Below are 26,482 nucleotides of genomic sequence, written 5' to 3' on the forward strand. Positions count from 1 at the left end.
GACGAAACGCGTGATGTACAGACGACACACATCAGCGCGACTTCGCGAAACTCGCGGACCCACGCCTCGCTGCGGTAGTTCTCTGTCCGGTGAATCGAGTCCGGAACAGTACCGAACGGAAGACGATCACGACCGAGCGATGTTCGTGTTCCGCGGGGGTATAGATGGCTTGCAGACTCAAACAGCTCACGCCGACCGACCCAAAATACTCAATGTGTTTCGTGGGAACACTTCTGAGCGGGCGATTGAACTCTATGACGGAAGAGACGATCCACTCGACCTGGGAAGACTGGCTCGTGACTGAAATCGAGCGGACCGCCCCCGAGGGGGTCGCGGTCTGGTACCTCGGTTGCAACGGCTTCGTCGTTCGTTCAACGACGACGACACTGTACATCGATCCGTATTTCGCCGACGCGAACCCGCCGGGTCTCGTTCGGATGATCCCCGTCCCGATGAATCCCGACGATGCGACGGAATGTGACGGAGTCCTCATCACGCACGAACACATAGACCATATGCATCCGCCTTCGTTCGGCCCGCTGCTCGACGATGGCGGCACGCTCTATGCGCCGAGCGCGTCGTACGAGTCACCGGACTACGACGGCGATCTGCGGGTCGACAGCGACCGTCGGGAGGTCGTCGCCGCCGGAGACGAGTTCTCCGTCGGTGACTTCACGGTCCACGTCCGAAGCGCGAACGACGGCGACGCGATCGAGCCCGTGTCTTACGTTATCGAGCACGACTCGGGAGTATTCTTCCACGGCGGCGACAGCAAGCCGGCGACGGAATTCACCGCGATCGGCGAAGAATTCGACATCGACCTCGGCGTCCTCGCAGTCGGCACCACCGGGCGCGTCCACCACGCTGCTGAGGACGAAACCCGCCCTACAAAGTGGTATATGACGCCGGACGAGGCCGTCGAGGCGGCGAACGCACTCCAGCTCGATCGGTATCTCCCGTCACACTACGATATGTGGAAGGGCGTCCTGGCCGACCCGAAGTCGATCCACGAATCGGCCACATCTTACGAGCACCCGCACAGCCTCGAAGTCGTGCGCATCGGCGACCGGGTCGACGTGTCATCACCCGGCGTCGTGCCACCGTCGTCCCACCGGTGATCTGTCGTTTTTAAAACCGTTCATGATTTCGGTCGTCGGCACGGCACCCCATCCGAGCGGCCGCGTCCAACGATGACTTGGAGCCGGTCGCGTCGAGTGTATCTACGGGTATCGACGACCTCTGCTGCCTCGAAGGGGGTCGGACTGACGACGAACACCGCGTTGTCCGCGAGTCCGAGCGCTGCGTGCCTCGATGTCGCGTTCCCTGTCCTTATTCGCGATCCGACCGCGGTCCTCGCAGTCGACCCCGAGGGACCGCACAGTGTCACCAACGTCGTCCGCCCGGCGACCGGCGTGAGAGAACGCTTTCGGCGCACCCATAAGATATAATCTCTCACCAGAACGGAGAGAGTTCCCCTCAGACCGGCGGACTGCGACGTCTCTGGATACTGACCACAACACCGACGAACGAATATTATAATAAATGACCCCAAACGTTTTGTGAAGTGGTCAAAAAGCTGTGAGTGCCTATGGCACAAAATAGCGAAGGCGATGGTATCCGACACCGACGTCGGAGGTACCTGAAGGCCGTCGGAGGTGCTATCGGGACGACGACCGTTACGTCGCTCGCTGGTTGCTCCGGCACTTCCAATAACGGGTCCGGCGACGATGGAACGACAACCAGCAGTGGTGACGGCGGATATGAAGGATCAATCGACCAGGCGTTCATGTCCCCAGACAGCCTGAAAATTGACCTTTGGAAAGCCTTCCTCAACGGGATGGAGGAGGCAGCGCAGGACTTCGGGCTGACAGCGAACGCACAGGATCACGGGGGGCAACTGAGCAAACAGATCTCCCAGATCGAGGGTGCTATCACGAGCGGTGCAGATATGGTTGCGGCGACAGCACCGAGCGACTCCGGCGTCCAATCGCTCGCCGAAACGGCCGTGGAGAACGGCATCCCCTTCTTCGAGTATTGGTCGATGGGCAAGTGGCTAGTGCCCTCGTCCGTCGGTCCGGAGTTCGTCCAATACCAGATTCCGGAGACGTACCACGCGGGAGCGATCCCCGCTAAAATTCTCTTCGAGGAGATGGGCGGATCGGGGAACGTCGTGGTCATTCTCGGTCCGAAGGGCCACATCGGGTCGTACCGCTACGAAGGCTTCAAGCAAGCGGCCGCGGAGTACCCCGATATCAACGTCTTGGCTCGCCAGTACTCCGGCGGGTGGACGCGCAAGAAAGGGCGCGAAGTGATGTCGGCGTTCGTCTCGAACTACGGCGACGACATCGACGGCGTCTACTGCAACAACGGCACTCTGGGACTCGGTGCGGCGTCGATCCTTTCCGAGAACGATATGGCGATCCCGTTCACCGGGTTCGACGGGGCGCTCTCGAACATCGAGTACCTCCAGAACAACGGTCCGGACTCCGGAGAACCGTACCAGGTCCAAGAACAGGCCGCACCGCCCTTCTGGCAGGGCGGCTGGGCGGTCGCCAAGGGATGGGACTGGCTCCACGGGTGGCGGCCGAAGGTTCCGGAACGAATGATGTGGGTGCGGACGCTGACGGTCCTCAACCCCGAGTTGGATCAATCGAAGTTCTCCGACCTCGAAACCCGATTCTCCACGCCGGAAAAATACCTGTCCGTGGCGTATTCCGACGGGCACTCTCCGTACGACTGGAAGGCGATGTCAGTCCACGAGAGCGGCGACGACTGGGACCCCCAGCATCGACTCGTCCCCATTCGGAAGTCCGAGTGGGAGCAGCTCAAGTGGACCGAGTCCAACCGCCCGTCCAACCTCGAGATCCCGGACGCCTACGACAATCAAGAACTCTTCGACCAGGTCGACCAGAACTACCGTCAGCGGAACCAGAACGGTAAGAATCCGTACCTATAAGCGCCGCCGTTGCGGCATTTTCTTGAACACAGTATGATAACAACACACACAACATCGGACGTCATCTCGCTCCGACTCAGATTATGAGTGCGAACGTCGATACGGCCGAACAGGACGCCATAACGGATTCGGACTCTCCGGTGCGATTCCGGGTCGAAAACATCAGGAAGGAATTCACGAACGTGGTCGCGCTTGACGATGTCGAGTTCGAATTGCGGACCGGCGAGGTCGTCGGCCTCGTGGGCGAGAACGGCGCTGGCAAGAGCACCCTGTTGAACATCCTCAGCGGCATCTACCAGCAGGACCGCGGTCATATCTACGTCGACGGCGACGAGGTGTCTATAACGAGCCCTCGTGAGGCGTCCCAACACGGGATTGCCATCGTTCATCAGGAACACAACGTCATTCCGAACCTCTCGGGCTACGAGAACCTCTTCTTGGAGCAGTTCCCCGACTACGCGACCGCGGGCATCCTTGACTCCGGGACGCTCAAACGCGACGGCGCAGAAATTCTGGACACGCTCGGGATCGATCTGGATCTGGAAAAGCGCGTCGCGAATTACTCGTTCAGCGACAGACAGATGCTGAGTATCGCGAAGGCGTTCACGGAGACGGTCCACACCGACCACCCGATAATCCTCCTTGACGAACCGACCGCGGGACTCGAAGAGGATGGTCGCGACCTCCTTTTCGACCGCATCGAAGACCTCCGTGATCAGGCCTCGTTTGTGTTCGTCTCTCACGAACTTGACGAGGTACTCGAGGTCAGCGACCGAATCTACGTCCTCCGGGACGGCGAAGTCGTCAATCACCTCCAGCGGGAAGCCGCCACCGAGGACAAACTCCAACAGAGTATGGTCGGCCGTGAGGTCTCCGAGGAGTACTATCAAGTCTCTGACCAGCACAGCGTCAAGAACAACGAATCCGTCTTCTCGGTGTCGAACCTCGGCAGCGAGGGCCACTTCGAGGACATCTCGTTCGAGCTGCGCGAGGGCGAGATATTCGGCATCTGTGGCGTGATGGGGAGCGGGAAGAGTGCTCTCGGTCGCGTCCTGAGCGGTGTCAAAGGGGCCGAAACGGGAACGATCGCCGTCAACGGATCCGCCGTCGAGACGGGATCTGTCCACCGGATGGTCGATCACGGGATCGGCTACGTACCGAAAGAGCGCCAGTCTGAGGGAACGCTCCTCTACCAGCCGTTGCGTGTCAACGTATCACTACCGAGCATCGGTACGGAACTCGTCGCCGACAAAGTGCCGGGGGTGGGGACGGTCCCGTGGCTCATCGACTTCGAAAAGGAAGACGAGATGGCAACCGACGTCATTGAGCAGCTTAACGTCAAAACACCCAGCATCGAGACGCCGCTCATCCAACTCAGCGGCGGCAACCAACAGAAAGTTGTCCTCGGAAAGAACCTCCAGCGCGAGGTGTCCGTCCTTGTGATGGACAACGTGACCCGCGGCATTGACGTGGGGGCCAAAGAGGAGGTGTATCGTATCCTCCGCCAACTGGCCGAGGATGGCGTCTCGATGGTGTTCATCGCGGACGAACTTCCCGAACTCATCGGCTTGAGTAACCGCATCGGCGTGATGCAAGAAGGTGAGATGGTCGATATCGTTGACGCACCCCCTGAGGACAAGCCGACGGAATCGGAACTAATCAAAAAGATGATTTAACATGTCAGGGAAAACTACAGACAACCCAGTCGTCGATCGGATCAGACAGTATCGAGAGAACCGTTCAGTCGCAGACATTCTCATAGACCTCGGCCCGTTCCTGATGTTGTTCATTCTGATGGGCGTGTTCACTGCTACCTCGGACGTGTTTCTAACCTACGACAACCTAGTCGGGAACGTGATGATGAATAGTATGATCCTGCTGTTCGTCGCTCTCGCCGGCACCTTTCCCATCCTTCAGCAGAGCATCGACCTGTCGGTCGCCTCGATCGTCTCGCTGTCTGGCGTCGTCACGGCGTTGCTCATCAACAATTACCAGTTCGGATTGCTCGCGCTCCCGGTGGGCGTCCTCGCGGGGACGGGTGTAGGCGTCCTGAACGGCGTGGTGTTCGCGAAGGGGAAGATTCCCTCCTTCTTGGTCACGCTCGGTTCGCTGTCCGTCTTCAGCGGATCTGCCTTGCTGATGACCGGCGGCTACTCCGTGCCGTTCAACGCGCAGGGAATCCGGCAGATCGCCATTGGCCGCACCATTCCCCAAGTGCCGAACCTCGTCGTTTGGGGGCTTGTCGTGTACGTGTTGGTGTCCCTGTTGGCGTGGAAAACGACGTTCGGTCGCTACACTTACGCCCTCGGGGAAAACGAGCGGGTCGCGGACTTCTCCGGAGTGAAAGTCGACCGCTACAAGATCGGTGCGTTCGTGGTCTCCGGGACGCTCTGTGGTCTCGCCGGTGTCCTGCTGGCCGCACGCATCTCCTCGGCGACGCCGGGGATGGGCAGCGGGCTGCTCCTCCAGTCCATCGCGGCCATCGTGATGGGTGGCACCGCACTGACCGGCGGTGTCGGCGGTCCACACCGAACAATTCTCGGCGTCCTCGTCATCGGCGTCCTGACGAACGGGATGAATCTTTTGAGCGTCCAGTCGTTCGTGCAGGAAATCATCCTAGGATTCGTCGTCATCTTTGCCGTCGCAATGTCGATGGACCGTGACAAGATTGACATCGTGAAATGATGGATCGATCCTCCGAACCACCCGTTTGCTTGCAAGTGCGTCCGTCCGTGGGCCAACGGTCCATGGGGGAGACTGCAAGCGGAGGCGACGACTCACAACGACTTCCAATGGAGACGAGACAAACACCCATGTCGGAACACAGCAACCAAGTGACAGAACCGAACGCGGAGCCGAGTGCGATCCCGTGGGATGGTCGTCGATGAGCGACGACACGGGGATCTCGGAGGCGGTTGGCGCGCTCGTCGACGGGGAGGTCGTCGATCTCTCCCAGACGCTCGAAGAGGGTATCCCCGCCGTTCCAACACACGCCCGGTACGGCCACACGCTGTATGAGTCCTACGAGCGGGGCGACGTCGCCTGCCACTACCGGCTGACGCTCGGCGAGCATACCGGGACCCATATCGACGCCCCTCTCCACTTCATCCCCGAGGGTGATGCACACTACGATATCGCGTCCGTCCCGCTTGAGCGCCTTATCGGTCGGGCGGCCACCATCGACGTCACCGACATCGAGGAGAATTCGACAGTCTCGGCCGAACGCATCGCGGAGTGGGAAGAAAACCACGGGGAACTCGAAGAGGGCGACCGCGTCCTCTTTCAGTTCGGGTGGGACCAGCGCTGGGATACAGGCCCCGACGGTGACCAGTATCTAGCCGACTGGCCGGGGCTCTCGGAAGAGGCGGCAACGTATCTCACCGATGCGGGAGTCGCCCTCGTCGGGTGTGACACCGCCGCCATCGACGTGGCACACGACGAGTCGTTTCCCGCCCACTACGAATTATTGGGGAACGAGACGTACATCGTCGAGAATCTCACGAACCTAGCAGATCTGCCGCCGTTCTCCCTGCTCGTGACTCTGCCCCTCAAAATCGAGGACGGTTCCGGCTCTCCCATCCGAGCTGTCGCCGTCGTCGACTGATACTGATTGTGCTTCACCGTTTTCGGCTCGAAGGCATCCACAGCTACCGTGAAATGCCGAATCGAATGACGTACCTAGCTCAAGTTCGTGACACTCGCGACTGAAATCGAGACGACATCTCCGATCACACCACGCTCTACAAGTCGTTTGATTGGCTGGATACGTGATACGGGGGCGCTACTGTGTGTTTCTACACAGCAGCACTCGAAGTCTGTCACACTGCTCTCGACAGCTCGTTCTTCGAGCGCTGACGTGCGTCATCGTACTTATGCCAGCGGGCTGGTCGAACGATAGAGACCCCAGCGTGACAGATCAGTAGTTCATGTACACCGTCTTCGAGATGGTGTAGAAGTCGAGCCCGGCGTCACCCTGTTCGCGGTAGGTCTCGCTAGAGGAGTCTTTCACGCCGCCGAACGGGACGTGTAGCTCCAGTCCGGTGGTCTTCTCGTTGACTTTCACCACGCCGGAGTCGACGTCCTCGACGAACCGATTTGCCTCGGAGAGGTCCTGTGTGACGATGCTGGCCGAGAGACCGTAGCGAACGCCGTTTGCGACATCGACTGCCTCCTCGTAGCTTCCGACCGGAATGACGGCTAGCACCGGGCCGAAGACCTCCTCCTGTGCGATCCGCATATCGGGCTCGACGTCGGAGAACACCGCGGGTTCGACGAAGAATCCGTCGCCGGCGTCGACCTCGTCGCCACCGGTTTCGAGCGTCGCTCCCTCGTCGACGCCGATGTCGACGTACTCGAGGGTACTGTCGAGTTCGCTTTCACTGACCTGTGGCCCCATCTCGGCTCCGTCTAGGCCCGGACCGACCTCGATGGCCTCGGCCGCCGCGACGGCACCCTCGACGAACTCCTCGTAGACGTCCTCGTGGACGATGGCCCGTGAGGTGGCCGTACAGGCCTGTCCGGTGACGCCGAAGGCACCGCTGACGGCGATGTCGACGGCCTCGTCGACGTCGGCGCTTGGCATCACGACCGCGGGGTTCTTGCCGCCCATCTCAAGTTGGACCCGCTTGCCGGTCTCGTTTGCCTGCTCGCCGACAGTGTCACCGACCGCCGAACTGCCCGTGAACGAAACGGCGTCGACCGCCTCGTGTGTCGAGAAGGTCTTGCCGACCTTGCTCCCGGGACCGGTGACGTAGTTGAGGACGCCGTCGGGCAGTCCGGCTTCGTCGAGACACTCGACGAGCTTCCGCGAGACGCCGGGGGCTTGCGAGGCCGGCTTGAAGACGATCGTATTACCGGTCGCCAGCGCCGGCGCGATCTTCCACGCCGGGATAGCGATCGGATAGTTCCACGGAGTGATGAGCCCTGCAACACCGACCGGTTCGTTCACCGTATACAGGCGCGTGTCCTCGCTGCTTGAGGACTTAACCGTGCCTCCGATGTCGCTCGCCTTCGCGGCGTAGTACGCGAAGATGTCGATGGCACGCTGGACCTCGCCGGCGGCCTCGGGCCGGGCTTTTCCTTCCTCGCGGACGAGCGTCTCGGTGAGTTCGTCCTTGCGGTCCGCGAGGTTTTGTCCGGCGGCCCGCAGTACACGGCCCCGTTCGGGCCCGGGCGTGCCGGCCCACGCCTCACTGGCCTCGGCAGCGGCTTCGACGGCCGCCTCGGCGTCTGCGGTCCCCGACTCTTGGAACTCGCCGGCGACGTCCGAGCGGTCGGCGGGATTGTGTACTGCAAAGGTCTCTCCGGTGTCGGCGGCGATCCATTCGCCATCGACGTAGTTGTAGTGGGTTTCCGTCATCATCCGTATCGATGGGGTCGACGTACGAGAAGCTTTGGGACGACCGCCGGAATCGACAACTCGCAGCCCGCCGAAGCAGATGAAGTGAACCACCCTCCGCCCGAATGCGGAAGCATCCCGAGCGGCGGGTGTTTCGGTTGTTTTTGCCAGCAGGGAGTCGCTACCCCTCGTCGGCGACGACGAACCGGTGGAGATGACGACGGCGTGCGTCGACACCCGCGAAACAAACGGCACGGGCGCGGGAACCGCTACCGCGTGGATATTGGTGTGACCGGTCGGCCCGAGTTCCGCTCCGCAATCGACCGCTGACCGGTGTTGTGCGCGTTGTCGTAGACATCCAGCTACCGCCGTGGACCGAGTCCGATCTCAGACGAAGCTCGGGCCGGCGACGGACTCGTCTTCGGCCTCGTGCCAGGAGTGTTCGGGCTCCCAGTCGAGGACCTCGCGAGCGTTCTTGTAATCGATCGCCGACTGGTCACCCTCGATGTCGACCTCGGGCGGGAGGGTACCGTACGTGGCTTCGACGGCGTCGACGGTATCCACGCCGAGCAGATTCTCCGCTGCGACGGCCATGAACGGCTCGTGTCCGTCGAAATCAACCTCCATCGCGCGCTCGGTCAGAGAGACCACGTCGCGGATGTCGACGTAGGAGAAGAAGTTCCCGGCCGCGTTGTGGAAGGTGACACCGAAGTCGTCGTCGAGGCTCGCGGTCTCCATATCGAAGTTCTCCCGGATCGTCGCCGCGTCGTAGCTTCCGGGATAGTTGATCCACGACGGGCGGATCGAGGCGACGGACACATCGTGACGCCGAGTCACCATCTTTGCGATCTCCTCGCCGGTGACCTTGGAGGTCCCGTACGGGTCCTCGGGCCGCATCGGATGGTCAGTGTCGATCGGGAAGTAGTCCGGGAGGAAGGACGGGTCCGCGAAAACGGTTCCGTACACCGTCTCGCTGGAGGCCCAGACGATGTCCGCACCGGCGTTTCCCGCGCCTGTGAGGACGTTGTACGTGCTGATCGTGTTGTTCTCGTAGACGTGTGCGCCCCCGTGCCCAAGTGGGTTCGGATACGCCGCGAAATGGATGACGTAGTCGGGATCAAACTCCGAGATCAGTTCCCAGGTCTGTCCCTGTTCCGTCAAGTCCGCCGCGCGGAAGTCGACGTTTGCGGGCCCTGCGCCCGGATCGCTCGGGCGTCGAAAGTCGATGCTCCGCACGTCCCAGCCCCGGTCTGCGAGCGAAGAGACGACCCAACTCGCCGCGCCACCGAGACCGCCAGTAACGACTGCTCGTGACATTCGTCCGGACGGACGGAAGCATCCAGTATATATGTTCTGTTGTGAGGAAACGAACAGAAATCCGCTCTCAAAGAACCGCTTCGACACCGGTGTGTTTGCCCGCCGATCGTCGCTCGGATGCTGCTGAATATCGTCGCGCCGATCCTCTCGGAAACGGTACCCATGCGAACAGTCTCCGGCGACCAGGGGAAACACATACCATTGCGTGGTCCGCAGAGCTAGGTATGACGGAACGACCGAGTCAACAGACGGACCCATTGGACGGACAGGCGGCAGTCGTGACCGGCGCGAGTTCCGGTATCGGCGCCGAGATTGCGCGCGTTCTCGCCGAGGACGGCGCTGACGTGGCTATCGCGGCCCGGCGCACGGAGAAACTGGAGTCGGTCGCGGAGACGATCAGGTCGGAGACGGACGCCGAAGTCGAAGTCGTCACGACTGACGTGACCGACTCCGACGCCGTTGCGGCGCTCGTCGAGGCCACGGTCGAACGCTTCGGTCGGCTCGACGTCGCGGTGTGTAACGCCGGCCTTGCGGTCGACGAGCCGGTCGCCGAACTGACCGACGAGGAGTACGGGCTGATGCGCGGCGTCAACGTCGACGGGATGTTTTACACCGCGCGCGAGGCGATCCCTCACCTGAAGGAGACGGCCGGACACCTCGTGTTCATGGGAAGCATGTCGGGCAACCATCCACGACCGGCCAACCCGGTCTACGCCGCGACGAAGTGGTGGACACGCGGCTTCGCGATCAGTCTCCAAGCCAGCCTCGGCGAGGATGACGTCGCAGTCTCCTCGATCAACCCGACCGAGGTCCGAACGGAGTTCGGCTCCGAAAGCGGAACGCCCTCGAAGGAGGCGTTCGAGCCCGGCGAGGTCACCGAAGCCATCGAGGTGGCCGACGCCGTGGCCTACGCCGTCCGTCAGGAGTCGCCGAACTCGATCACGTCGTTGGACCTCTATCGGCGCGACAAGATCTCGCACTTCTGAGTCGCCGGCGAAAATCAGGTCCGACGTTTTCCGCGCCTCAGTCGTCGAGCGACACGGGTTCGCGGTCCGCGGCGCTCTGGAAGACGGCGTCGAGGACCCGAGCGTGGTTCACGCTCTCCTCGCGGTCGAGTCGCGGCGTCTCGCCGCGCTCGACGCAGTCCGCGAAGTGTTCGACCTCCAGTCGGTAGTGATCGGCGGGGTCGAACGTCTCCGTGACTTCCCGGCCGTCGACGCTGTAGGTCAAGGAGGTCTCGCCTTCGACGTCGACGTCGAAGGTCGGCTCGGCCGTCAGCCAGCCGTCGGTCGTCTCGACCCGGTAGTACTGGGTGAGCGGTGTCTCGAAGCCCGATTGGACGCGAGCGCTGGCACCGGAGTCGTATTCGAGAACGCCTGCCATCTCGGTGTCGACGCCGCAGTCACGACCGTCGTGGGTGCGGGCGTAGACGCGGTCGGGTTCGCCGAGGAACATGCGCGCGGCACCGATGGCATACGTTCCCACGTCGTACACCGACCCGCCATCGAGATCGGGATCGAGGCGGATGTCCTCGGCACCGTCGGGCATTCGGAAAGTGAACGCCGACGTGACCGCACGGATGTCGCCCAACTCGTCTTCGACGACTTCGACCGCGCGCTCCGTGAGCGGGTGGAAGCGGTACATGAACCCTTCCATGAGTGTGACGCCGCGCTCCTCGCAGTAGTCGAAGACCGCCTCTGTCTCTTCGGCGCTCCCCGTCAGCGGCTTCTCACAGAGGACGTGTAGCCCCGCGTCGGCGGCTGCGCGGGTCCACTCCGCGTGGAGGCCGTTCGGGAGCGGGATGTACACGGCGTCGAGTTCGGCCTCGTCGAACATCGATTCGTACCCGTCATACGCCGCTTCGACGCCGAACTGGTCGGCCAGCGCGGACGCGGCCGCGCCGTCGCGTGACGCGATGGCCGCCACCTCGTGTTCGCTCGCGGCAATCGCGGGGATGACCGATTCGACACCGATGTTCGCAGTGCTTACAATTCCAAATCGCATGTTGGAGGGGACATGCGGAACCCACATAAAACCGCGGTCGCTCCGAGGAAATCGCAGGGCGGAGTGCGGCACACTCCACGGCAGAGTCGCCGGCCGCACCGAGGGGCCATCAGTCGACCGTGTTGACGAGGTCGTCGCCGTCGAGCCACCGGGCCAAGTCCGCGGAGACGATACGCGGACCGCCGAGGACGGCGTCGCGGGTTGACCCGGCGACGTGCGGCGTCAGCACGACGTTGTCGCAGTCGAACAGGGGGTGGCCGTCGGGGAGCGGTTCTTCGCGAAAGACGTCGAGTGCGGCACCGGCCAGCTCGTCGGCGTCGAGCGCGTCGAGCAGTGCGGCTTCGTCGACGAGCCCCCCGCGCGCAGTGTTGACGAGGAACGCCGTGGACCGCATCCGCTCGAACTCCGCGGCTCCGAGCAACCCCGCCGTCGCCTCGGAGAGGCGAACGTGTAGCGTCACGGCGTCGGCCCGTTCGAGAAGCTCGTCTAACCCGACGGGCTCCGCTCCGGCGTCGGCGATCGCTTCGTCGTCGACGTATGGGTCGTGAGCAAGCACCGTCGGATCGAATCCCGAGAGTCGGCGGGCGACGCCCCGGCCGATGTTCCCGAAGCCGACGACGCCGATATTCGTCGTCTTGATGTCCGGCGGGAGCCGGTCGGGGTCGAACACCTGATCCCACTCGCCGTCGGAGAGCGCGGCGTGGTTGAACGGGATCGCTCGAACGAACGAGAGGAGCATCGCGACGGCGTAGTCCGCCACCGCGTCGCGGTTTCGCCCCGGCGCGTGGAGGACCGTGACCCCGCGGTCGCGGCAGGCCGCGACGTCGACGTTCTCGGTGCCGCCGCGGGCAGCGGCGACGAGTTCGAGGGAGTCCGCGGAGTCGACGAGATCGCGCGAGACCGGTGCCTTATGCACCACGAGTACGTCGACGCCGTCGATCCGCGCGGCGATGTCGCCGTCGTCGAACGACCCCGGCCCCTCGGCTTCCATGCTCATCGTCTCGTCGCGGAAGGCCGTCGGAGAGGCGTCGCCGAGCCAGTCCATTCGCTCGAACTCGACGCCCCGGTCCTCGAGGTGGCCGAGCGCCTCGTACATGTACTCGCTCGGTTGCTGGGGATCGCCACACAGTAGCACAGTCGTGCTCATTCGTCCACACCTTCCCGAGAAACACTCATTAGTGTTCCCCACGCCGCGCCGAGGCCGTCCTGTGCCTGCTCAAAGGCGTCGGCGATCGCCCGATACCGTTCGACCCGCACTCTCTCGGGCTCGTGCGTCCGTTCGATCGTGACCGCCTCGTCGACGGCGTCGGCCGGAGAGCGGTATACGCCCGCGGCGATGCCGCCACAGATCGCCGCACCGCGGGCGCCCATCTCGGTCCCGTCGGGGACCGACACGGTGTCGTCGAACAGGTCGGCGAAGATCTGCATCCAGAGCGAACTCCGGGCTCCGCCGCCGCTGACGCGCAGATCGGAGACCGGCACCTCGAGGTCGCGGACCCCGAGCGCGAGCGCCGTCGCGACTCCCTCGTACACCGCCCGGAGCATCGTCTCGCTGCTCGTCGCCAGATCCAAGCCGTAGAAGCCGCCTCGGGCGTCTGGACGGTCCGTCGACCCGTTGAGATACGGGTGAAAGAGCACGCCGTTCGACCCGGCGGGAACGCTTGCCGCGCGCGCTTCGTACACCTCGTAGGGATCGACGCCGCGTTCGTTCGCCTCTGTGCGCCACTCCGCGCCGAACCGGTCGACGAACCAGTCGAGACAGGCCGCACCGGCACGGATCCCGCGATAGCGGAGGTAGCCGCCGAGGTATCGTCGAGGGAGGCCGCCCGTCCCCTCGTCGGGTCCCCCAGTCACGACGACGCTTTGCCCCCATGTGCCGAGGATGACGGTCGCATCTCCCGGCACGGTGACGCCGGCACCGAGCGCGCAGGCGCCGACGTCGTGGAGCCCGGCGGCGACCGGGGTTCCCGCTCTGAGTCCGGTCTCGACGGCCGCTTCCGGCGTTACCCGCCCGCATTCGGCGGTGCTGTCGACCAGTTCCGGAACGACGTGCGCGTAGTCGCCCAGTCCGAGCGCGTCGAAGACCGCATCCGCCTCCCCGTCCGGCGGAACCAGCGCGGAGCCGTCCATCGTGTCCGTGGTCAGACTCCCGGTGAGTCGGTGTTTCAGCACGTCTTTACAGAACAGCACGGTGTCGATGCGCTCGGCGAGCGCCGGCCGTTCCCGGTCGAACCACCCGAGCAGACTGTACGGGTCCGCGCCGAACGGCCGCCAACCCAGCAGCTCCGCGGCCGCGTCGAGCCGACCGTCCGACTCCCACTCGTCCAACACGCCGATCCCGCGGTCGTCCGTCGATTGTACGCCGCAGACGGGATCGCCCGCGTCGTCCAGCGCGTAGAGGCCGTGACCGTGACCGGCGATGCCGACCCCCCGGATCGTTCCGGCGTCGACCGCGTCTGCACTCAGTACGTCGCCGATCACGTCGACCGTCGTGGCCCAGAGATCGTCGTGGTCCTGTTCGTTCCGTCCCGGCTCGGGCGAGTGGCCCGGCGTCTCGGTCATCGCGCTCGCGACGGCCGCACCCGTCCGGTCGAAGACCACCGCTTTCACGTTCGTCAGCCCGGCGTCGATCCCGAGCAGATGTGGTCCACTCATCGGTCGATATAGCGGCTCTGGCCGGCGCTTCCGGTGGCTTCGGACAGATCCGCCATCACGTCCGCGAGGCGGTCGCGGACCGCCTCGCCGACGACGTGCGGATGGAAGGATGTCTTCTCAGGCGACCAGTCCGCCCCGGCGAACATCGACCCCCTGTCGTCGTCGACGCCCTCGGGAGGTCGGATCGCGTCGGCGTGCTCGTGGTAGAAATCGGCCGCCGTTCGGGCGTATTCGTACTGGTAGCGAGTGTTTTTGTTGAACTTCGGGACACCCGCGCCGAGGAGGGCCTCGACCTGCTCGTCAGAGAGGCCGGACGCTCCGTGGACGACCAGCGGGACGTCGTGGCCGGCGTCGCGCAGGGCTTCGTCTACGTCACGCGCGACGTCGGGGCGGACGTCGAGGTCCCTGCCCGACGCCACGCCGTGTCGCGTGCCTACGGAGACGGCGAGCAGGTCGACGCCCGTCCGTTCGACGAACTCGACGGCCCGCTCTGGATCGGTGTAGAAGGCGTCCTCAGCCACCGTCTCGACGCCGCTCTCCGTGCCGGCCACGCGACCGAGCTCCGCCTCGACGAGCATCTCGCGGTCGCCGTCGCGGACTCGGGCGACGGCCTCGCTCACTCGCTCGACGTTCTCCTCGAAGGGTCGGTCCGAGGCGTCGACCATCACGGACGACGCGACGCCCGACTCGACCACGGCGTCGAGAAAGTCGCGCTGGTCCGGGAGGTGGACGTGGTCGACGTTGCAGAACACGCCGACGTTGGTCCGCTCGGCGAACCTATCGAGATACGCGCAGAAAGCTTCGAGGCCGACCGCCGGGTCACCGTCGCCGTAGAAGGCGGCAGAGTCGCGGCTCACTTGGAGGACCGCGTCGGCGCTGACGCGGTCGGCCCCGCGAAGGAGGCCGAGGAGGATGTCGAAGTGCGTGACGTTGCTCGCGAAGAAGCCGTAGCCCCCGTCGCGAGCGGCCGAGTAGACTGTCGAGAGCGCCGCCCCGTCGTCGTATGGCATGGCTACACAGTAGCCTCCCAGCTACCTATAAAGGGATCGTCGGGTGCGGAGACCGGCGCGCGAACTGACGGGTGCTGTCCGTTGTCTTACGTCCAGGGCGCGCCCTCGCGCTCGACGAATCGCTTCCGCGCTTCGACGGCGTCGATGCGGTCGACATCTTCCGGATCGAGTTCCAGATCGGCGGCGGCGAGGTTGTCCGCTAAGTGGTCGCTTCCGGTCGCCTTCGGCACGGCGACGACGTTTTCAGGATGAGTGACCCACGCGAGACAGGCCTGCGCCGGCGAGACGCCGTGTTTCTCTGCCACGGTCTCGACGGCGGGCAGATCGAGCGCCTCGACGCGGCCGAGCGGCGAGTACGCGACGAGGTAGTAGTCGTGTTCCTGCGCGTGAGCGACGAGGTCGTCCCGCGGCAACATCGGATGGCGTTCGACCTGATTCGCGAAGAGCGGCGCGTCGAGCGCGTCGCGGGCCTCGGTGAGCAGTTCGGTATCGAAGTTCGAGACGCCGACGTGGCGGGCGAGTCCGTCGTCCACGAGATCGTCGAACGCCGACAGCGTCTCCGCGGCGTCGTAGTTGCCGACCGGCCAGTGGACGTAGACGAGGTCGAGCGCGTCGACCCCGAGGAGCGAGAGGCTCTCCTCGATGCCGTCGTACACTTCGTCGTAGGCGAGTCCCTCGGCCATCGGATGGAGTTTCGACGCGAGGAAGACGTCCTCACGGGGCACGTCGGCGGCGGCGATTCCGTCGCCGACGGCCGCTTCGTTCCCGTAGAAACGCGCCGTGTCGACGTGTCGATACCCCATCTCAAGAGCCGTCGCGACGGTTTCGGCGCACTGTTCGGGGTCGTCGTTCTGCCAGGTGCCGAGTCCGATCGGGGGGAGCGGTTCGGTCGTCATGGCGTAACACAGTGACTAGCCCGTGGTAGTTCATTCGGTCTCGGACGCTATCGGCACTGCCGGTTGGAGGCCGACGCCGCCCGAACACGCCCAAGACAGGTCGCGATCACGCGAGAGGGCGTTCGACCGCTCTCGGTGGAGACGGCTTCGAATCAGCCGATCCGTCGCAGGCGCACACCCCTTCGCCGCATACGAACCGCCTCGTTCTCAGGGGAACCACATGAGCACTCGGACGAATCGCCACGGAACAGCATCACCGTCACTTTCGCGGGGTCGCACTCGGAACCGTCGGGGGTGATCCGTCTCGGTACCGCTCACGCAGTAACGGCGGTGTTCTGATACCCAGAACACTTATGTCTCAGACAGCCGAACCACACTTGTATGGATGCCAAACACCCAGTCCGAACGACCGAGAAAACGCTCACGCTGATCGAGGAACTGAAGCGGCGAGGTCCCGCCGGCGTCACGGAGTTAGCCGAGGGCATCGATATGGGAAAAAGCGCGGTTCACAACCATCTGAGCACCCTTCAGGACCACGGCTACGTCTTGAAGACGGGGAACAAGTACCAGCTCGGGTTGAAATTCCTCGAGATCGGGGGGTCGATCCGAAAGTCGATGGAGTTCTATCAGGTGGCCGAACCCGAAGTCAAATCCCTTGCGGACGACACGGGTGAACTCGCCAATCTGCTCGTCGAAGAGCAGGGGTTCGGTGTGTATCTGATGCGCTCAAAGGGAGAAGATGCGGTCGACCTCGACACGTATGCCGGTCTCAGAACCCACCTTCACACGACTGCGCTGGGGAAAGCGGTTCTCGCTCATCTCCCCGAGTCGCGGGTCGAAGCGATCATCGAGCGGCACGGACTCGAACCGAAGACGCCCCGCAGTATCGGCTCCCGCGAGGAACTGTTCGACGCGTTGGAGTCAGTTCGAGACCGGGGATACGCGATCGACGACGGCGAACGCCTCGAAGGACTGCGGTGTATCGGAGCTCCCGTCAAGTCCTCATCGGACGAAGTGCTCGGCGCAGTGAGCATCTCTGCCCCTACGAGCCGCGTCAGCGACGAGGAACTTCACGGCGAACTCTCCGAGCGGGTTCTCAGCGCGGCCAACGTCATCGAACTCAACATCAACTACTAGCACAGTGTTCTGTCTTCCAGAACAGTCGTTCGCGATCAGAGATACGCTCATCTCAACTCGACCGACCCACCCGCCGAATCGTTCCCGTGGCTCGCCTCTTCTCTCATAAGCGTTCAGTGTATAGTACGCTGGCAACCGGTGTCCCGCAAAATAGTGGTTCACGTCTCGCATCGTATTACAATCGTACTATTGTAATTCTTAGTGACCGCGCGTTAGACAATGTTCTCTAAATCAGAACGTTGTGTGGGTGAGGGACGACCGCTTCGGTCATCGGATCGGGGGCTGCGGGGTCGCGACCGCCGACGGGATGGACGGACGCCGAGGACACGTTCAGCGGAGCCGTTGTGGATAGCCAGAGGCCGCCGTGTCCCGACGATTCGGGGGACGTGTGGGTAGCGGATCGAGTGAGTTAGATAGACGCGAAAGGGCGGGGAGCCGAAAACGAAGCGGAACGCGGAATCGTCGAGGCGGAGGGCAGAACGCCGTATCTTACCGCCGCTGGACCTCGCGTTTCTCCCAGTCTTTCTCGAAGAGGTTGATCGTGTGGACGCTGTCTTCGGTGTACTCGTGTTCCCTGACGACGTCGTGGTTCAGTTCGATGCCGTACCCCGGCCCCTCGGGCATCTGGACGTAGCCGTCCTCGACCTCCAGGGGATCGACCAGTAGATCGTCGACCCAGTCGACGTCGTACGTCTGGAACATCTCTTGGATCCGGAAGTTCGGGATAGACGTACAGAAGTGCGAGTAGATCGCGCCTGCAACGGGGCCTTGCGGGTTGTGCGGGGCGATATCGACGTGGTCGGCCTCCGCGAGGCCGGCGATCTTTTTGCCTTCGGTTATCCCTCCCGTGTTCATGAGGTCGGGCTGGAACACGTCGATGTCCGTCCGAGTGACCAGTTCGAAGAAGTCATGTTTGGTCATGTGGCGCTCGCCGGTCGCGACGGGGATCGGGGACTTCCGTGCGACCTCCGCGAGGCTGTTGATCGAGTCGGGCGGACACGGCTCTTCGAACCACGTCGGATCGAACTCGTCCAACTCGCGCGCGATTTCGACGGCCTGTCCGGCGGAGAAGCGGCCGTGGCACTCGATGAGCAGGTCGACGTCGGGGCCGACGGCCTCGCGGACCGCACGCACGATGTCGACCGCCTTGTTCTGTTCTTTGCGGCTCATGGACTGCCAGGCGGTGCCGAACGGATCGAACTTCATCGCGTCGTAGCCGTCGTCGACGACGCGTTCGGCGGCACGGGCGAACCCCTCGGGCTCGCCCCCCGTGTCGGTGTACCAGCCGTTGGCGTACGCGCGGAGTTCGTCGCCGTGGACCGATCCCCCGAGGAGGTCGTAGACGGGCTTGTCGAGGAGTTTTCCTTTGATATCCCAACAGGCCATGTCGACCGCGGAGCAGACGGTGGTGTTGATGACGTTTTTCGAGAACCACTCGTCGCGGTACATTTCGAGCCAGAGTTTCTCGGTGTCGAAGGGGTCCTTGCCGATGAAGAAGTCGGACATCTCTTCGATGGCGGCCGCGACGGTCCGCGGTTTGTCGTGTGTGGTGGCCTCGGCGATTCCGGTCACGCCGGCGTCCGTCTCCAGTTCGACGAACACCCACGGCTTCCACGGATTCGCGACGAGGTACGTCTCTACACCGGTGATTTTTGCGTCAGTCATACGGTTACATCGCCGATACTAGGATATTAAACCTATCGGAACCCATCGTCTCGCCGTCCCCTCTGCCCGGATCAGATCAAATAAATATATGAAGGGAAAGAACCATGAGTTACCATGTCAAACCTCTCGTTGCGAGACGCGACGAAGACATTCAACGACGACGGCGACGAGATCGTCGCGGTGGACAACCTGAACCTAGAGATCGAAGACGGTGAGTTCCTCGTCCTCGTCGGCCCATCAGGCTGTGGGAAGTCGACGACGCTTCGAATGGTCGCTGGATTGGAGACGCCGACCAGCGGGTCGATAAACCTCGGCGACGAGCCCATCCATCGGAAGACGCCCCAGGAACGCGACATTGCGATGGTGTTCCAGTCGTACGCGCTGTACCCGCATATGACCGTATACGAGAACATGGCGTTCGGCCTCGAGGAGTCGAGCGATCTCCCGGACGACGAGATCGACGAGCGGGTCCACACGGCAGCGGAAATGCTCGGTATCACTGACCTCCTCGACCGCAAACCCGGTGAACTCTCGGGCGGGCAACAACAGCGCGTCGCGCTGGGTCGAGCGATCGTCCGCGATCCGAAGGTGTTCCTGCTCGACGAACCGCTCGCGAACCTCGATGCGAAGCTTCGAGCGGAGATGCGGACGGAACTCCAACAGCTTCAGGAGGACTTGGGAACGACCACAATTTACGTCACTCACGACCAGACCGAGGCGATGACGATGTCCGACCGGATCGCGATCCTGGACGGCGGAACGCTCCAGCAGGTCGGGACGCCGATGCAATGTTACCACGAACCCGCGAACGTGTTCGTCGCCGGGTTCATCGGGGAACCGTCGATGAACTTCTTCGACGTGACACTGGAGGACGGCGTCCTCGTCGGGGACGGGTTCGAGTATCCGCTTTCCGAGGAGGCGCTCGCGAGCGTCGAGGGAACGACCGAGTTGGTGTTGGGAATTCGCCCGGAGAACGTCGAGATCGGCGATGACGCCTCCGATCTGAAGGAGTTCCCGGGAGTCATCGACGTGATCGAACCGCACGGCAACGAGAATGCCGTCCACCTGCGATTCACCGAGGCCTCCAATGACGAGACGTTCACGTCGACCGTTGACGGGATGCGACACCTCACCGGGGGACAAGACGTCGGCGTCTCGTTCCCCGAGGACGCGATCCACCTGTTCGACGCCGCGACCGGCGAGGCGCTTCGGAACCGTATCGTCGAGGAAGTCGAGCAGGTCCAAGAAATCGGGACAAAGTAGGACTACCGACCGTTCGGACGCCGGCAAGGGAGTGAAAAGTGGCACGTCGAGTCGGATCGAACGTTTCTCACACGGTTTTTGGTGCGAAAACAAAATCATTATATATGAGGAATACAAGGAGCTATGGTATGCCTAATCAAGGTAATTCGGGCAGGAACGGTGACTACCTGACACGGCGGAAAGTACTCGGTACCGGAGCGGCTGGCGTCGGCGTGATGCTCGCCGGCTGTAGCGGGGGCGACGGCGGCGACGGGTCAAGCGGTGACGGATCGAGCGGCGATGGGTCGAGCGGTGACGGGTCGAGCGGCGACGGGTCGAGCGGCGACGGACAGGAGCTGACGGACAACCCGATGGAAGCGCTCCACGGGTGGACCGGCGGCGACGGTGCCGAGGCCGCCGCGGAGATCGTCGCGATGTACGAGGAGCGGTACCCCGACTACGAACACCAGATCGAGCCGATCGGCGGCGACGCGAACGAGAACCTCAACGCGACGGTCGCTCGACGGCTCGCGAACCGCAACCCGCCGGACGCGTTTGCCGGCTGGCCCGGCCTCAACATGACCCAGTACGGCGGTACGCTGGACAGTCTGACGGACATCTTCGAGGAGAAAGGCTGGGAAGACGTGATGGCTCCCAAAGCGCTCGATGCCTGCGAAATGAACGGCGAGTACCGTGCCGTTCCGCTCGGCTCCCACCGGCTGAACAACCTCTTTTACAACGTCAACGTCTTAGAGGAAGCCGGTGTTAACCCCGACGACATCACCGATTGGGACTCCTTTACCACCGCCCGTCAGACTATCGCCGACGAGACGGACTACATCCCGGTGACGACGACGTCGATCGCGCCGTGGACGGTCCTCCAGTACTGGGCGCAGATCATGCTGGGCACCGAGGGTCAGGAGGCGTACGAGGCGTGGCTCGCGGGGGACGGCGATAGAGCGGCGATCGCCCGAGCGCTGGAGAAGACGCAGGACTTCGTCGAGACCCATACGAACGAGGACCGGGCGACCCTCAGCTTCCCGGAGGCCAACGACAAACTCATCAACGGCGAGGCTGGCTTCTTCACGATGGGTAACTGGGCCGCCGGGATGTATCGGAACGCGGATAACTTCGAGTTCGAGGAGGACTGGGGATGGCTTCCGTTCCCGGGCACAGAGGGCATGTACGTGTTCCATCTCGACTCGTTCATGTTCCCCCAAGACGGGAATGCGCCGGTCAAGGCGCAGGCCTTCGCCGAACTGATCGGCGACGCCGAACTGCAAGTCAGGTTCAACAACCTCAAAGGGTCTATCCCGCTCCGGACGGACATCGACGACAGCCAACTGGATGACTTCCTCACGATGAACGTCGAGCACCTCAACAACCACGACCAGTTCCCGCGGACGCTGGCTCACGGGCTCGCGTGTACCCCGGAAGAACTCGACGAGTGTAAGGGCGCGATCTCGGCCAACTTCATGGGTCCCTTCAACGTGGACGATGCGGCGGACGCCCTGATGGCCGTGTTCGAGTAACCTCGGGATCTCACCCTTCAAAATATATTCATGGCACGTTCAGAAGACACAGTTTCTGGGTCTCAGTCCGTCTCCGCGAGCGCGACTCCGGAGGACTGGCGAGACCGGTTACGACGATTCTCGAAGAGCGACTTCGTTCGGAGTTTCCCCTACTGGTTCATCCCGTTCAGCATCATGGGGCTCGGTGTCTACGGTGGGATCGGCTGGAACACGCTGATCTCTCTTACCGACTACGAAGGGTTCCTCGAGCGCCCGGACTTCACGAACCTCGATCTGGAGATGTACGTCCAGGCGATACAGGATCCAGCGGTGATCCTCACCACCAAGAACACGTTCATGTTGATGATCGTCTTCACGACGGTCACCATGCTGTTGGGGCTGTTCCTCGCGATCCTGCTCGACCGAGAGATCCGGTATAAAGAGAAAATACAGACGATCTACCTGCTCCCGATGGCGCTGTCGTTCGTCGTCACCGCGCAGTTCTGGCTCTGGATGTACAACGTCAACAACGGGATGGTAAACGCCATTGTGGGGCTATTTGGGTTGGGACCATACAACTGGATCGGCAATCCCGACCTTGTTTTGGGGTCCGTGATCTTCGCGCTTATCTGGCAGTTCAGCGGCTACGCTATGGTCGTGTTTCTCGCCGGACTCCAGTCGCTTCCGGACGACCAGTTTGAGGCCGCGCGAATCGACGGCGCGAGCACGTTCAAGACCTACTGGCGCGTGATCATCCCACAGCTGAAGTCGTCGTCGGTCAGCGCGGCGGTCATCCTGTTGATCTTCGCGTTGAAGGCGTTCACCTTCCTCTACTCGATGTTCGGGCAGTACCGTGTGCCGCAGGCCACGGACATCCTCGCGACCCTGATGGTTCGCGAGGCGTTCCAGCTACAGAACTGGGCGTACTCGGCGGCGATCGCGACGATACTGCTCGTCATGTCGCTCGCCATCATCGCACCGTATCTCCACTACCAGCACAAACAGGGGAGCCTCTGATATGAGCAAACCAACCCACTCCCGGGCGGAAAGCATCGCGCGGATACTGCCGGCGCTCAACTACACGAAGATCGGGATCGCGCTCGTGGTCATGTTCTTTTTTGTCTTCTTCATCTCGCCGATCTGGACCGGGTTCGTGACCGCCTTCAAGACCACCAGCGCGGTCACGTCGACGACGCCGTTCATCCCGCCGGGGCCCAGCGGATTCACGTTAGAGAAGTGGACCGTGGCGTTCGATTACCTCTCAAGAGGGATGGTGAACAGCCTCATCATGTCGGTCCCGTCGACGATAGCCAGCGTGTTCCTCGGGAGCATCGCGGCGTACGGGCTCACCCTGGTCGACTGGAACGAGCGCCTTCAGTTCTCGATCCTCGTGTTGTTCTTGGTCGGCATCTTCATCCCGTATCAGGCGGTGTTGGTCCCGCTCTCCGACTTCTGGATCAACATGGTCGGGGTCGACGGCCTGCTGGAGCCGCTGGGGAACCTTCCGTTCTTCACCGCTCGACACTCGCGGCTGTTCGCAGTGACGGTCACCCACGTCGTCTACGCGATCCCGATCTGCATGCTGCTGTTCCGGGGGTACTACATGTCCCTCTCGGACGAACTCATCGAGGCCGCCAAGATCGACGGGGCGAGCATCACCAACATCTACCGACGGATCGTGCTCCCGCTGTCGAAGCCGATGATCGGCGTTGTGTTCATCTACCAGTTCACGATGATCTGGAACGAGTTCCTGTTCTCGTTGACGCTCATCGGGAGTTCGAGCAGTCCGGCCGCGACCGTGACGCTCGTGTTGTCCGGACTCGGAAGCGACCTTTCCGGCGTCGACTTCGGGCTCCGGATGGCGGGAGCGTTCGTCGCCGCGCTTCCGACGCTCATCATCTACGTCCTCTTCGCGGAGCAGTTCGCAGAGGGGCTCGCCTCCGAAAACTAATCCCGGTTCCGTTTTTTTAGCGGCTCACCCCGAACGCTCCCGAAAGGGTTACACGGATGCCGCCGATGTGCCGTTACCATGCTGACCGACCCGAGCCGGCGTGACCGACCGATGAGCCACCGGGGCAACGAGCAGCGAGGACGATGAACCGGGGACTGGCGACCTCGTGGGCGATCGGTCTGGGGCTGTTCACCGGTGCGCTCGTGGGGACGATCGTTCCCTCCGAAACCGGTGTCCAAGAGGTCAGACAGATGGCCGGATTCACGCTCGTGTTCATCCCGGTCCTGTACGCGGTTGTCACGAGTCGCTGGAGCTACTGGCGGCGGACGAATTCGTACATCCGGTTTGCCGTCTATCAGCTGTCGCTTCTGCCCGCCGCGTACGTCCTCGTTCGGATCGCTGGCCTCGTCTTCGGCTCCACCGGGGCACTCGGTCAGGTCGCGGAAGTGGTCGCTGCGCTGGCGGCGTTCGCCGTCGCCACATGGATGACTTTCTACGGCGGTGCCGACCGAGCGTGGGAGGAACTGATCGATCGAACCGACATCGAGTGGTGACGAGAGTCGCCTTCGGCGGATCTCACAACCGACGGCTGCGCGAGCCACCGGAGTCAGCCTCTGGCCATCCGAGTCGGCAAGATATTATAACACGGTCTCAACAGGGATCCGTATGGGAGATCTGACCGAATACGTCGACGGCTTCACCAACCGAGACTGGCAAACCCGGGACCCGACCGCTGTCGACGGCCCGGTCCGAATCGCGGTGGTCGGGCTCGGGTGGTTCACCCGCGATTGGGCCCTTCCGGGGATCGCCCGGTCGTCGTTCACCGAGGCGACCGTGGTGACGGACATCGACTCGGACGCCACCGAGGCGGTCGCCGATGAACACGACCTGATCGGCGTGGCTCCCGAGGAGTTCCGCTCGGGGAGCGTCGCCGACGAGTACGACGCGGTGTACATCGCGACGCCGAACGCGACCCACTTCGAGTACGTCGCGGCCGCGGCCGACCAGGGGAAAGCCGTTCTCTGTGAGAAGCCCGTGGCGGCGACCGTCGAGCGCGCAGAGCGGATCGTCTCCGTCTGTGAGGACGCGAACGTCTCGTTGATGGTGGGGTATCGGATGCAGACAGACCCCGCCGTTCGGCGGCTTAGAGACCTCCTTGCGGACGGGTTCATCGGGGACGTGACTCACGTCCATGCCACAATGTCGCAGACAATGCTCTCCGAACTCACCGAGGCGGCCGACCAGTGGCGGCTGGACCCGGAACTCTCCGGTGGCGGTGCGCTCATGGACATCGGAATCTACCCGATTAACACCGCGCGGTTCGTCCTCGGGACGGATCCGGTCCGCGTCTCTGGGCGAACCCGCACGGAGCACGAGGCGTTCGCCGGCGTTGACGAGCACGCGTCCTTCCGACTCGAGTTCCCGGGCGGCGTCGACGCGATGTGTACGGTCAGCCAAAACGCTCACCACGCCAGCCGGCTCGAACTCACCGGCACCGAGGGGCGGTTGATTCTCGACCCGGCGTTCTACGAGCGCGAGGACCGAGCGGTCGCGGTCGTCCGCGGCGGGACGCGGCTTGACGTGGAGTTCGAGGCGGTCCATCAGCTCGAAGAAGAGTTCGCATACTTCGGCCATCAGCTGCTCACCGACGGCGACATCTACCCCGACGGCAGCCACGCGCTGACGGACATGCAAGTGTTGGACGCGATCTACGAGTCTGCGGAGACCGCGGACGAAGTCGTTCTCACGGAGTGAGGCGATCGGCGGGGCGCAGGGAAGCGCCCCCGCCGGTAGCGGTTTCGGGGTCGCGTTACTGCTCGATCCCGTAGACGTCGGTCGTCCAATCTCGTGTCGGGGTGTCGTACACGGGGTGGTTGCGGTCACGCTCGTCGAGCCGTCGCAGGTCGTCTTCCTCGATCTGCCAGTCGAGGTCAGCGTTCTGACGGATGTGATCGGGGGTCCCGGAGCGCGGGAGAGCGACCACGTCGCGTTCGATCGCCCACTTGATGACGATCTGCGCGGGCGACTTGTCGTAGGTTTCGGCCAGCTCTCGGACGGCCTCGTCGTCGAAGATCTCGGTCCGCGCCAGCGGTGCGGAGGCCTCAACGACGGTGTCGGTGTCACGGCAGTACTCTACCAGCTCGGACCGCTGGAACCAGGGGTGGTACTCGATCTGGTTGACGGCGATGGGAACGTCGCTGATATGCTGGGCACAGCTCAGCTGATAGCCACTGAAGTTGGACACGCCGACGTTTCGGACGAGCCCCCGATCGTGAAGCTCCGCCATCGCGTGGAGGGACTCCCGCAGGGAGATCGCCGGGTTCGGCCAGTGGATCAAGTAGAGGTCGAGATAGTCCGTTCCCAATCGTTCCAGAGACCCTTCACACGCATCGATAAGCGACTCGTAATTAAGATTCTTTGCGAGTACCTTCGACGTGAGGAAGAGATCGTCGCGGTCGTACTCGGCGATCACTTCGCCGATCTCCCGCTCGTTTCGATACCCCTCGGCGGTATCGATGTGGGTGTAGCCGGCGTCGAGCGCGGCTCGAACGCTTCGTTTGACCGTTCCGCTACCGAGGTTCCACGTCCCGAATCCCAGTGCGGGGAGTTCGTCTCCGCTCGGCAGTGTGTGTGATGGCACGTTCATGGCACGCAATGGCATTGTATCGAACACCAATTGAAGATACTGGTTCTCTTGTCGAGGCGGTCGGGGGAGACGGCGGTCGTCTCACACGGCCGCCGGTAGTGGCCCGACACCACCGTCGTGGAACTCGGCCGAGCGTTGGCCGTCAGGTGTCGC

Annotated in this window: 22 protein-coding genes; 13 read left to right on the top strand and 9 right to left on the bottom strand. The window is 63.1% G+C overall.

What is annotated here, in order from left to right; all coding sequences use genetic code 11:
* Positions 1–254 precede the first annotated feature (254 nt).
* The 5 genes from EP28_RS07580 to EP28_RS07600 all read left to right on the top strand — a co-directional run bounded on the left by EP28_RS07580 (position 255) and on the right by EP28_RS07600 (position 6,560).
* Positions 255–1,118, top strand: a complete 864-nt coding sequence (locus EP28_RS07580; protein ID WP_049983378.1) for an MBL fold metallo-hydrolase — start codon at positions 255–257, stop codon at positions 1,116–1,118.
* 668 nt (positions 1,119–1,786) lie between these two features.
* Positions 1,787–2,956, top strand: a complete 1,170-nt coding sequence (locus EP28_RS07585) for a sugar ABC transporter substrate-binding protein (RefSeq protein ID WP_049983379.1) — start codon at positions 1,787–1,789, stop codon at positions 2,954–2,956.
* An 83-nt stretch (positions 2,957–3,039) separates the two neighbouring features.
* Positions 3,040–4,632: a sugar ABC transporter ATP-binding protein gene (locus EP28_RS07590; RefSeq protein ID WP_049983380.1), complete on the top strand. Its 1,593-nt coding sequence runs from the start codon at positions 3,040–3,042 to the stop codon at positions 4,630–4,632.
* Between the two features lie 103 nt (positions 4,633–4,735).
* Positions 4,736–5,641, top strand: coding sequence for an ABC transporter permease (locus EP28_RS07595; RefSeq protein WP_049983638.1), 906 nt, complete (start codon positions 4,736–4,738; stop codon positions 5,639–5,641).
* A gap of 199 nt (positions 5,642–5,840) precedes the next feature.
* Positions 5,841–6,560, top strand: a complete 720-nt coding sequence (locus EP28_RS07600; RefSeq protein WP_049983639.1) for a cyclase family protein — start codon at positions 5,841–5,843, stop codon at positions 6,558–6,560.
* A 312-nt stretch (positions 6,561–6,872) separates the two neighbouring features.
* Here EP28_RS07600 and EP28_RS07605 read toward each other — a convergent pair whose 3' ends face one another.
* Complete coding sequence (locus EP28_RS07605; RefSeq protein WP_049983640.1) at positions 6,873–8,315, bottom strand: 2,5-dioxovalerate dehydrogenase; 1,443 nt, start codon at positions 8,313–8,315, stop codon at positions 6,873–6,875.
* Between the two features lie 366 nt (positions 8,316–8,681).
* On the bottom strand, positions 8,682–9,611 hold the full coding sequence (locus tag EP28_RS07610) for an NAD-dependent epimerase/dehydratase family protein (RefSeq protein ID WP_049983381.1): 930 nt from the start codon (positions 9,609–9,611) through the stop codon (positions 8,682–8,684).
* 224 nt (positions 9,612–9,835) lie between these two features.
* On the opposite strand from EP28_RS07610, the gene EP28_RS07615 reads away from it, so the two are divergent.
* Positions 9,836–10,597 (top strand): SDR family oxidoreductase, encoded by a 762-nt coding sequence (locus tag EP28_RS07615; RefSeq protein ID WP_049983382.1) that lies wholly within the window; start codon positions 9,836–9,838, stop codon positions 10,595–10,597.
* A gap of 37 nt (positions 10,598–10,634) precedes the next feature.
* Here the strand turns inward: EP28_RS07615 and EP28_RS07620 are convergent, their stop codons facing one another.
* The 5 genes from EP28_RS07620 to EP28_RS07640 form a co-directional block, all read right to left on the bottom strand.
* Positions 10,635–11,615: a Gfo/Idh/MocA family protein gene (locus EP28_RS07620; protein ID WP_049983383.1), complete on the bottom strand. Its 981-nt coding sequence runs from the start codon at positions 11,613–11,615 to the stop codon at positions 10,635–10,637.
* 109 nt (positions 11,616–11,724) lie between these two features.
* Positions 11,725–12,762, bottom strand: coding sequence for an NAD(P)-dependent oxidoreductase (locus tag EP28_RS07625; protein WP_049983384.1), 1,038 nt, complete (start codon positions 12,760–12,762; stop codon positions 11,725–11,727).
* A complete protein-coding gene (locus EP28_RS07630; RefSeq protein WP_049983385.1) occupies positions 12,759–14,270 on the bottom strand; it encodes an FGGY-family carbohydrate kinase in 1,512 nt (503 codons plus the stop codon). Before EP28_RS07630 ends, EP28_RS07625 begins: the two co-directional genes overlap by 4 nt.
* Positions 14,267–15,280: a class II fructose-bisphosphate aldolase gene (gene fba / locus EP28_RS07635; protein ID WP_049983386.1), complete on the bottom strand. Its 1,014-nt coding sequence runs from the start codon at positions 15,278–15,280 to the stop codon at positions 14,267–14,269. The genes EP28_RS07630 and fba overlap by 4 nt, the downstream gene beginning before the upstream one ends.
* 86 nt (positions 15,281–15,366) lie before the next feature.
* Positions 15,367–16,176, bottom strand: coding sequence for an aldo/keto reductase (locus EP28_RS07640; protein WP_049983387.1), 810 nt, complete (start codon positions 16,174–16,176; stop codon positions 15,367–15,369).
* A gap of 381 nt (positions 16,177–16,557) precedes the next feature.
* Between EP28_RS07640 and xacR the strand changes: the two genes are divergently transcribed.
* Positions 16,558–17,313 (top strand): HTH-type transcriptional regulator XacR, encoded by a 756-nt coding sequence (gene xacR / locus EP28_RS07645; RefSeq protein WP_049983388.1) that lies wholly within the window; start codon positions 16,558–16,560, stop codon positions 17,311–17,313.
* Positions 17,314–17,802: 489 nt separating this feature from the next.
* Here xacR and EP28_RS07650 read toward each other — a convergent pair whose 3' ends face one another.
* Positions 17,803–18,978 (bottom strand): mandelate racemase/muconate lactonizing enzyme family protein, encoded by a 1,176-nt coding sequence (locus EP28_RS07650; RefSeq protein ID WP_049983389.1) that lies wholly within the window; start codon positions 18,976–18,978, stop codon positions 17,803–17,805.
* A 114-nt stretch (positions 18,979–19,092) separates the two neighbouring features.
* On the opposite strand from EP28_RS07650, the gene EP28_RS07655 reads away from it, so the two are divergent.
* From EP28_RS07655 to gfo6, 6 genes are all read left to right on the top strand, one after another.
* The gene (locus tag EP28_RS07655) at positions 19,093–20,241 is read left to right on the top strand and encodes an ABC transporter ATP-binding protein (RefSeq protein WP_049983390.1); all 1,149 of its coding nucleotides are present in this window, start codon (positions 19,093–19,095) and stop codon (positions 20,239–20,241) included.
* Positions 20,242–20,369: 128 nt separating this feature from the next.
* Positions 20,370–21,752: an ABC transporter substrate-binding protein gene (locus EP28_RS07660; protein WP_155118442.1), complete on the top strand. Its 1,383-nt coding sequence runs from the start codon at positions 20,370–20,372 to the stop codon at positions 21,750–21,752.
* Between the two features lie 30 nt (positions 21,753–21,782).
* A complete protein-coding gene (locus tag EP28_RS07665) occupies positions 21,783–22,748 on the top strand; it encodes a carbohydrate ABC transporter permease (protein WP_049983392.1) in 966 nt (321 codons plus the stop codon).
* Between the two features lies 1 nt (position 22,749).
* On the top strand, positions 22,750–23,682 hold the full coding sequence (locus tag EP28_RS07670; RefSeq protein WP_049983393.1) for a carbohydrate ABC transporter permease: 933 nt from the start codon (positions 22,750–22,752) through the stop codon (positions 23,680–23,682).
* Between the two features lie 143 nt (positions 23,683–23,825).
* Positions 23,826–24,236: a hypothetical protein gene (locus tag EP28_RS07675; RefSeq protein WP_049983394.1), complete on the top strand. Its 411-nt coding sequence runs from the start codon at positions 23,826–23,828 to the stop codon at positions 24,234–24,236.
* Between the two features lie 112 nt (positions 24,237–24,348).
* Entirely contained in the window at positions 24,349–25,437 is a 1,089-nt protein-coding gene (gene gfo6, locus EP28_RS07680; protein WP_049983395.1) for a D-xylose 1-dehydrogenase Gfo6, read from the top strand.
* Positions 25,438–25,492: 55 nt separating this feature from the next.
* Here the strand turns inward: gfo6 and EP28_RS07685 are convergent, their stop codons facing one another.
* Positions 25,493–26,329, bottom strand: coding sequence for an aldo/keto reductase (locus EP28_RS07685; RefSeq protein ID WP_049983396.1), 837 nt, complete (start codon positions 26,327–26,329; stop codon positions 25,493–25,495).
* Between the last annotated feature and the right edge of the window lie 153 nt (positions 26,330–26,482).

This window comes from Halorubrum sp. BV1 (assembly GCF_000746205.1).
In the GTDB taxonomy this organism is placed as follows: Archaea; Halobacteriota; Halobacteria; order Halobacteriales; family Haloferacaceae; genus Halorubrum.

What these genes read in the sequence shown, in the direction of transcription:
- EP28_RS07600 (WP_049983639.1), top strand. Translation starts at nt 5,841, where the DNA reads ATGAGCGACGACACGGGGATCTCGGAGGCGGTTGGCGCGCTCGTCGAC.
- EP28_RS07650 (WP_049983389.1), bottom strand. Translation starts at nt 18,978, where the DNA reads ATGACTGACGCAAAAATCACCGGTGTAGAGACGTACCTCGTCGCGAAT.
- EP28_RS07630 (WP_049983385.1), bottom strand. Translation starts at nt 14,270, where the DNA reads ATGAGTGGACCACATCTGCTCGGGATCGACGCCGGGCTGACGAACGTG.
- EP28_RS07670 (WP_049983393.1), top strand. Translation starts at nt 22,750, where the DNA reads ATGAGCAAACCAACCCACTCCCGGGCGGAAAGCATCGCGCGGATACTG.
- gfo6 (WP_049983395.1), top strand. Translation starts at nt 24,349, where the DNA reads ATGGGAGATCTGACCGAATACGTCGACGGCTTCACCAACCGAGACTGG.
- EP28_RS07615 (WP_049983382.1), top strand. Translation starts at nt 9,836, where the DNA reads ATGACGGAACGACCGAGTCAACAGACGGACCCATTGGACGGACAGGCG.
- EP28_RS07610 (WP_049983381.1), bottom strand. Translation starts at nt 9,611, where the DNA reads ATGTCACGAGCAGTCGTTACTGGCGGTCTCGGTGGCGCGGCGAGTTGG.
- EP28_RS07685 (WP_049983396.1), bottom strand. Translation starts at nt 26,329, where the DNA reads ATGAACGTGCCATCACACACACTGCCGAGCGGAGACGAACTCCCCGCA.
- EP28_RS07660 (WP_155118442.1), top strand. Translation starts at nt 20,370, where the DNA reads ATGCCTAATCAAGGTAATTCGGGCAGGAACGGTGACTACCTGACACGG.
- EP28_RS07625 (WP_049983384.1), bottom strand. Translation starts at nt 12,762, where the DNA reads ATGAGCACGACTGTGCTACTGTGTGGCGATCCCCAGCAACCGAGCGAG.
- EP28_RS07620 (WP_049983383.1), bottom strand. Translation starts at nt 11,615, where the DNA reads ATGCGATTTGGAATTGTAAGCACTGCGAACATCGGTGTCGAATCGGTC.
- EP28_RS07675 (WP_049983394.1), top strand. Translation starts at nt 23,826, where the DNA reads ATGAACCGGGGACTGGCGACCTCGTGGGCGATCGGTCTGGGGCTGTTC.
- EP28_RS07605 (WP_049983640.1), bottom strand. Translation starts at nt 8,315, where the DNA reads ATGACGGAAACCCACTACAACTACGTCGATGGCGAATGGATCGCCGCC.
- xacR (WP_049983388.1), top strand. Translation starts at nt 16,558, where the DNA reads ATGGATGCCAAACACCCAGTCCGAACGACCGAGAAAACGCTCACGCTG.
- EP28_RS07585 (WP_049983379.1), top strand. Translation starts at nt 1,787, where the DNA reads ATGTCCCCAGACAGCCTGAAAATTGACCTTTGGAAAGCCTTCCTCAAC.
- EP28_RS07590 (WP_049983380.1), top strand. Translation starts at nt 3,040, where the DNA reads ATGAGTGCGAACGTCGATACGGCCGAACAGGACGCCATAACGGATTCG.
- EP28_RS07655 (WP_049983390.1), top strand. Translation starts at nt 19,093, where the DNA reads ATGTCAAACCTCTCGTTGCGAGACGCGACGAAGACATTCAACGACGAC.
- EP28_RS07580 (WP_049983378.1), top strand. Translation starts at nt 255, where the DNA reads ATGACGGAAGAGACGATCCACTCGACCTGGGAAGACTGGCTCGTGACT.
- EP28_RS07595 (WP_049983638.1), top strand. Translation starts at nt 4,736, where the DNA reads ATGTTGTTCATTCTGATGGGCGTGTTCACTGCTACCTCGGACGTGTTT.
- EP28_RS07640 (WP_049983387.1), bottom strand. Translation starts at nt 16,176, where the DNA reads ATGACGACCGAACCGCTCCCCCCGATCGGACTCGGCACCTGGCAGAAC.
- EP28_RS07665 (WP_049983392.1), top strand. Translation starts at nt 21,783, where the DNA reads ATGGCACGTTCAGAAGACACAGTTTCTGGGTCTCAGTCCGTCTCCGCG.
- fba (WP_049983386.1), bottom strand. Translation starts at nt 15,280, where the DNA reads ATGCCATACGACGACGGGGCGGCGCTCTCGACAGTCTACTCGGCCGCT.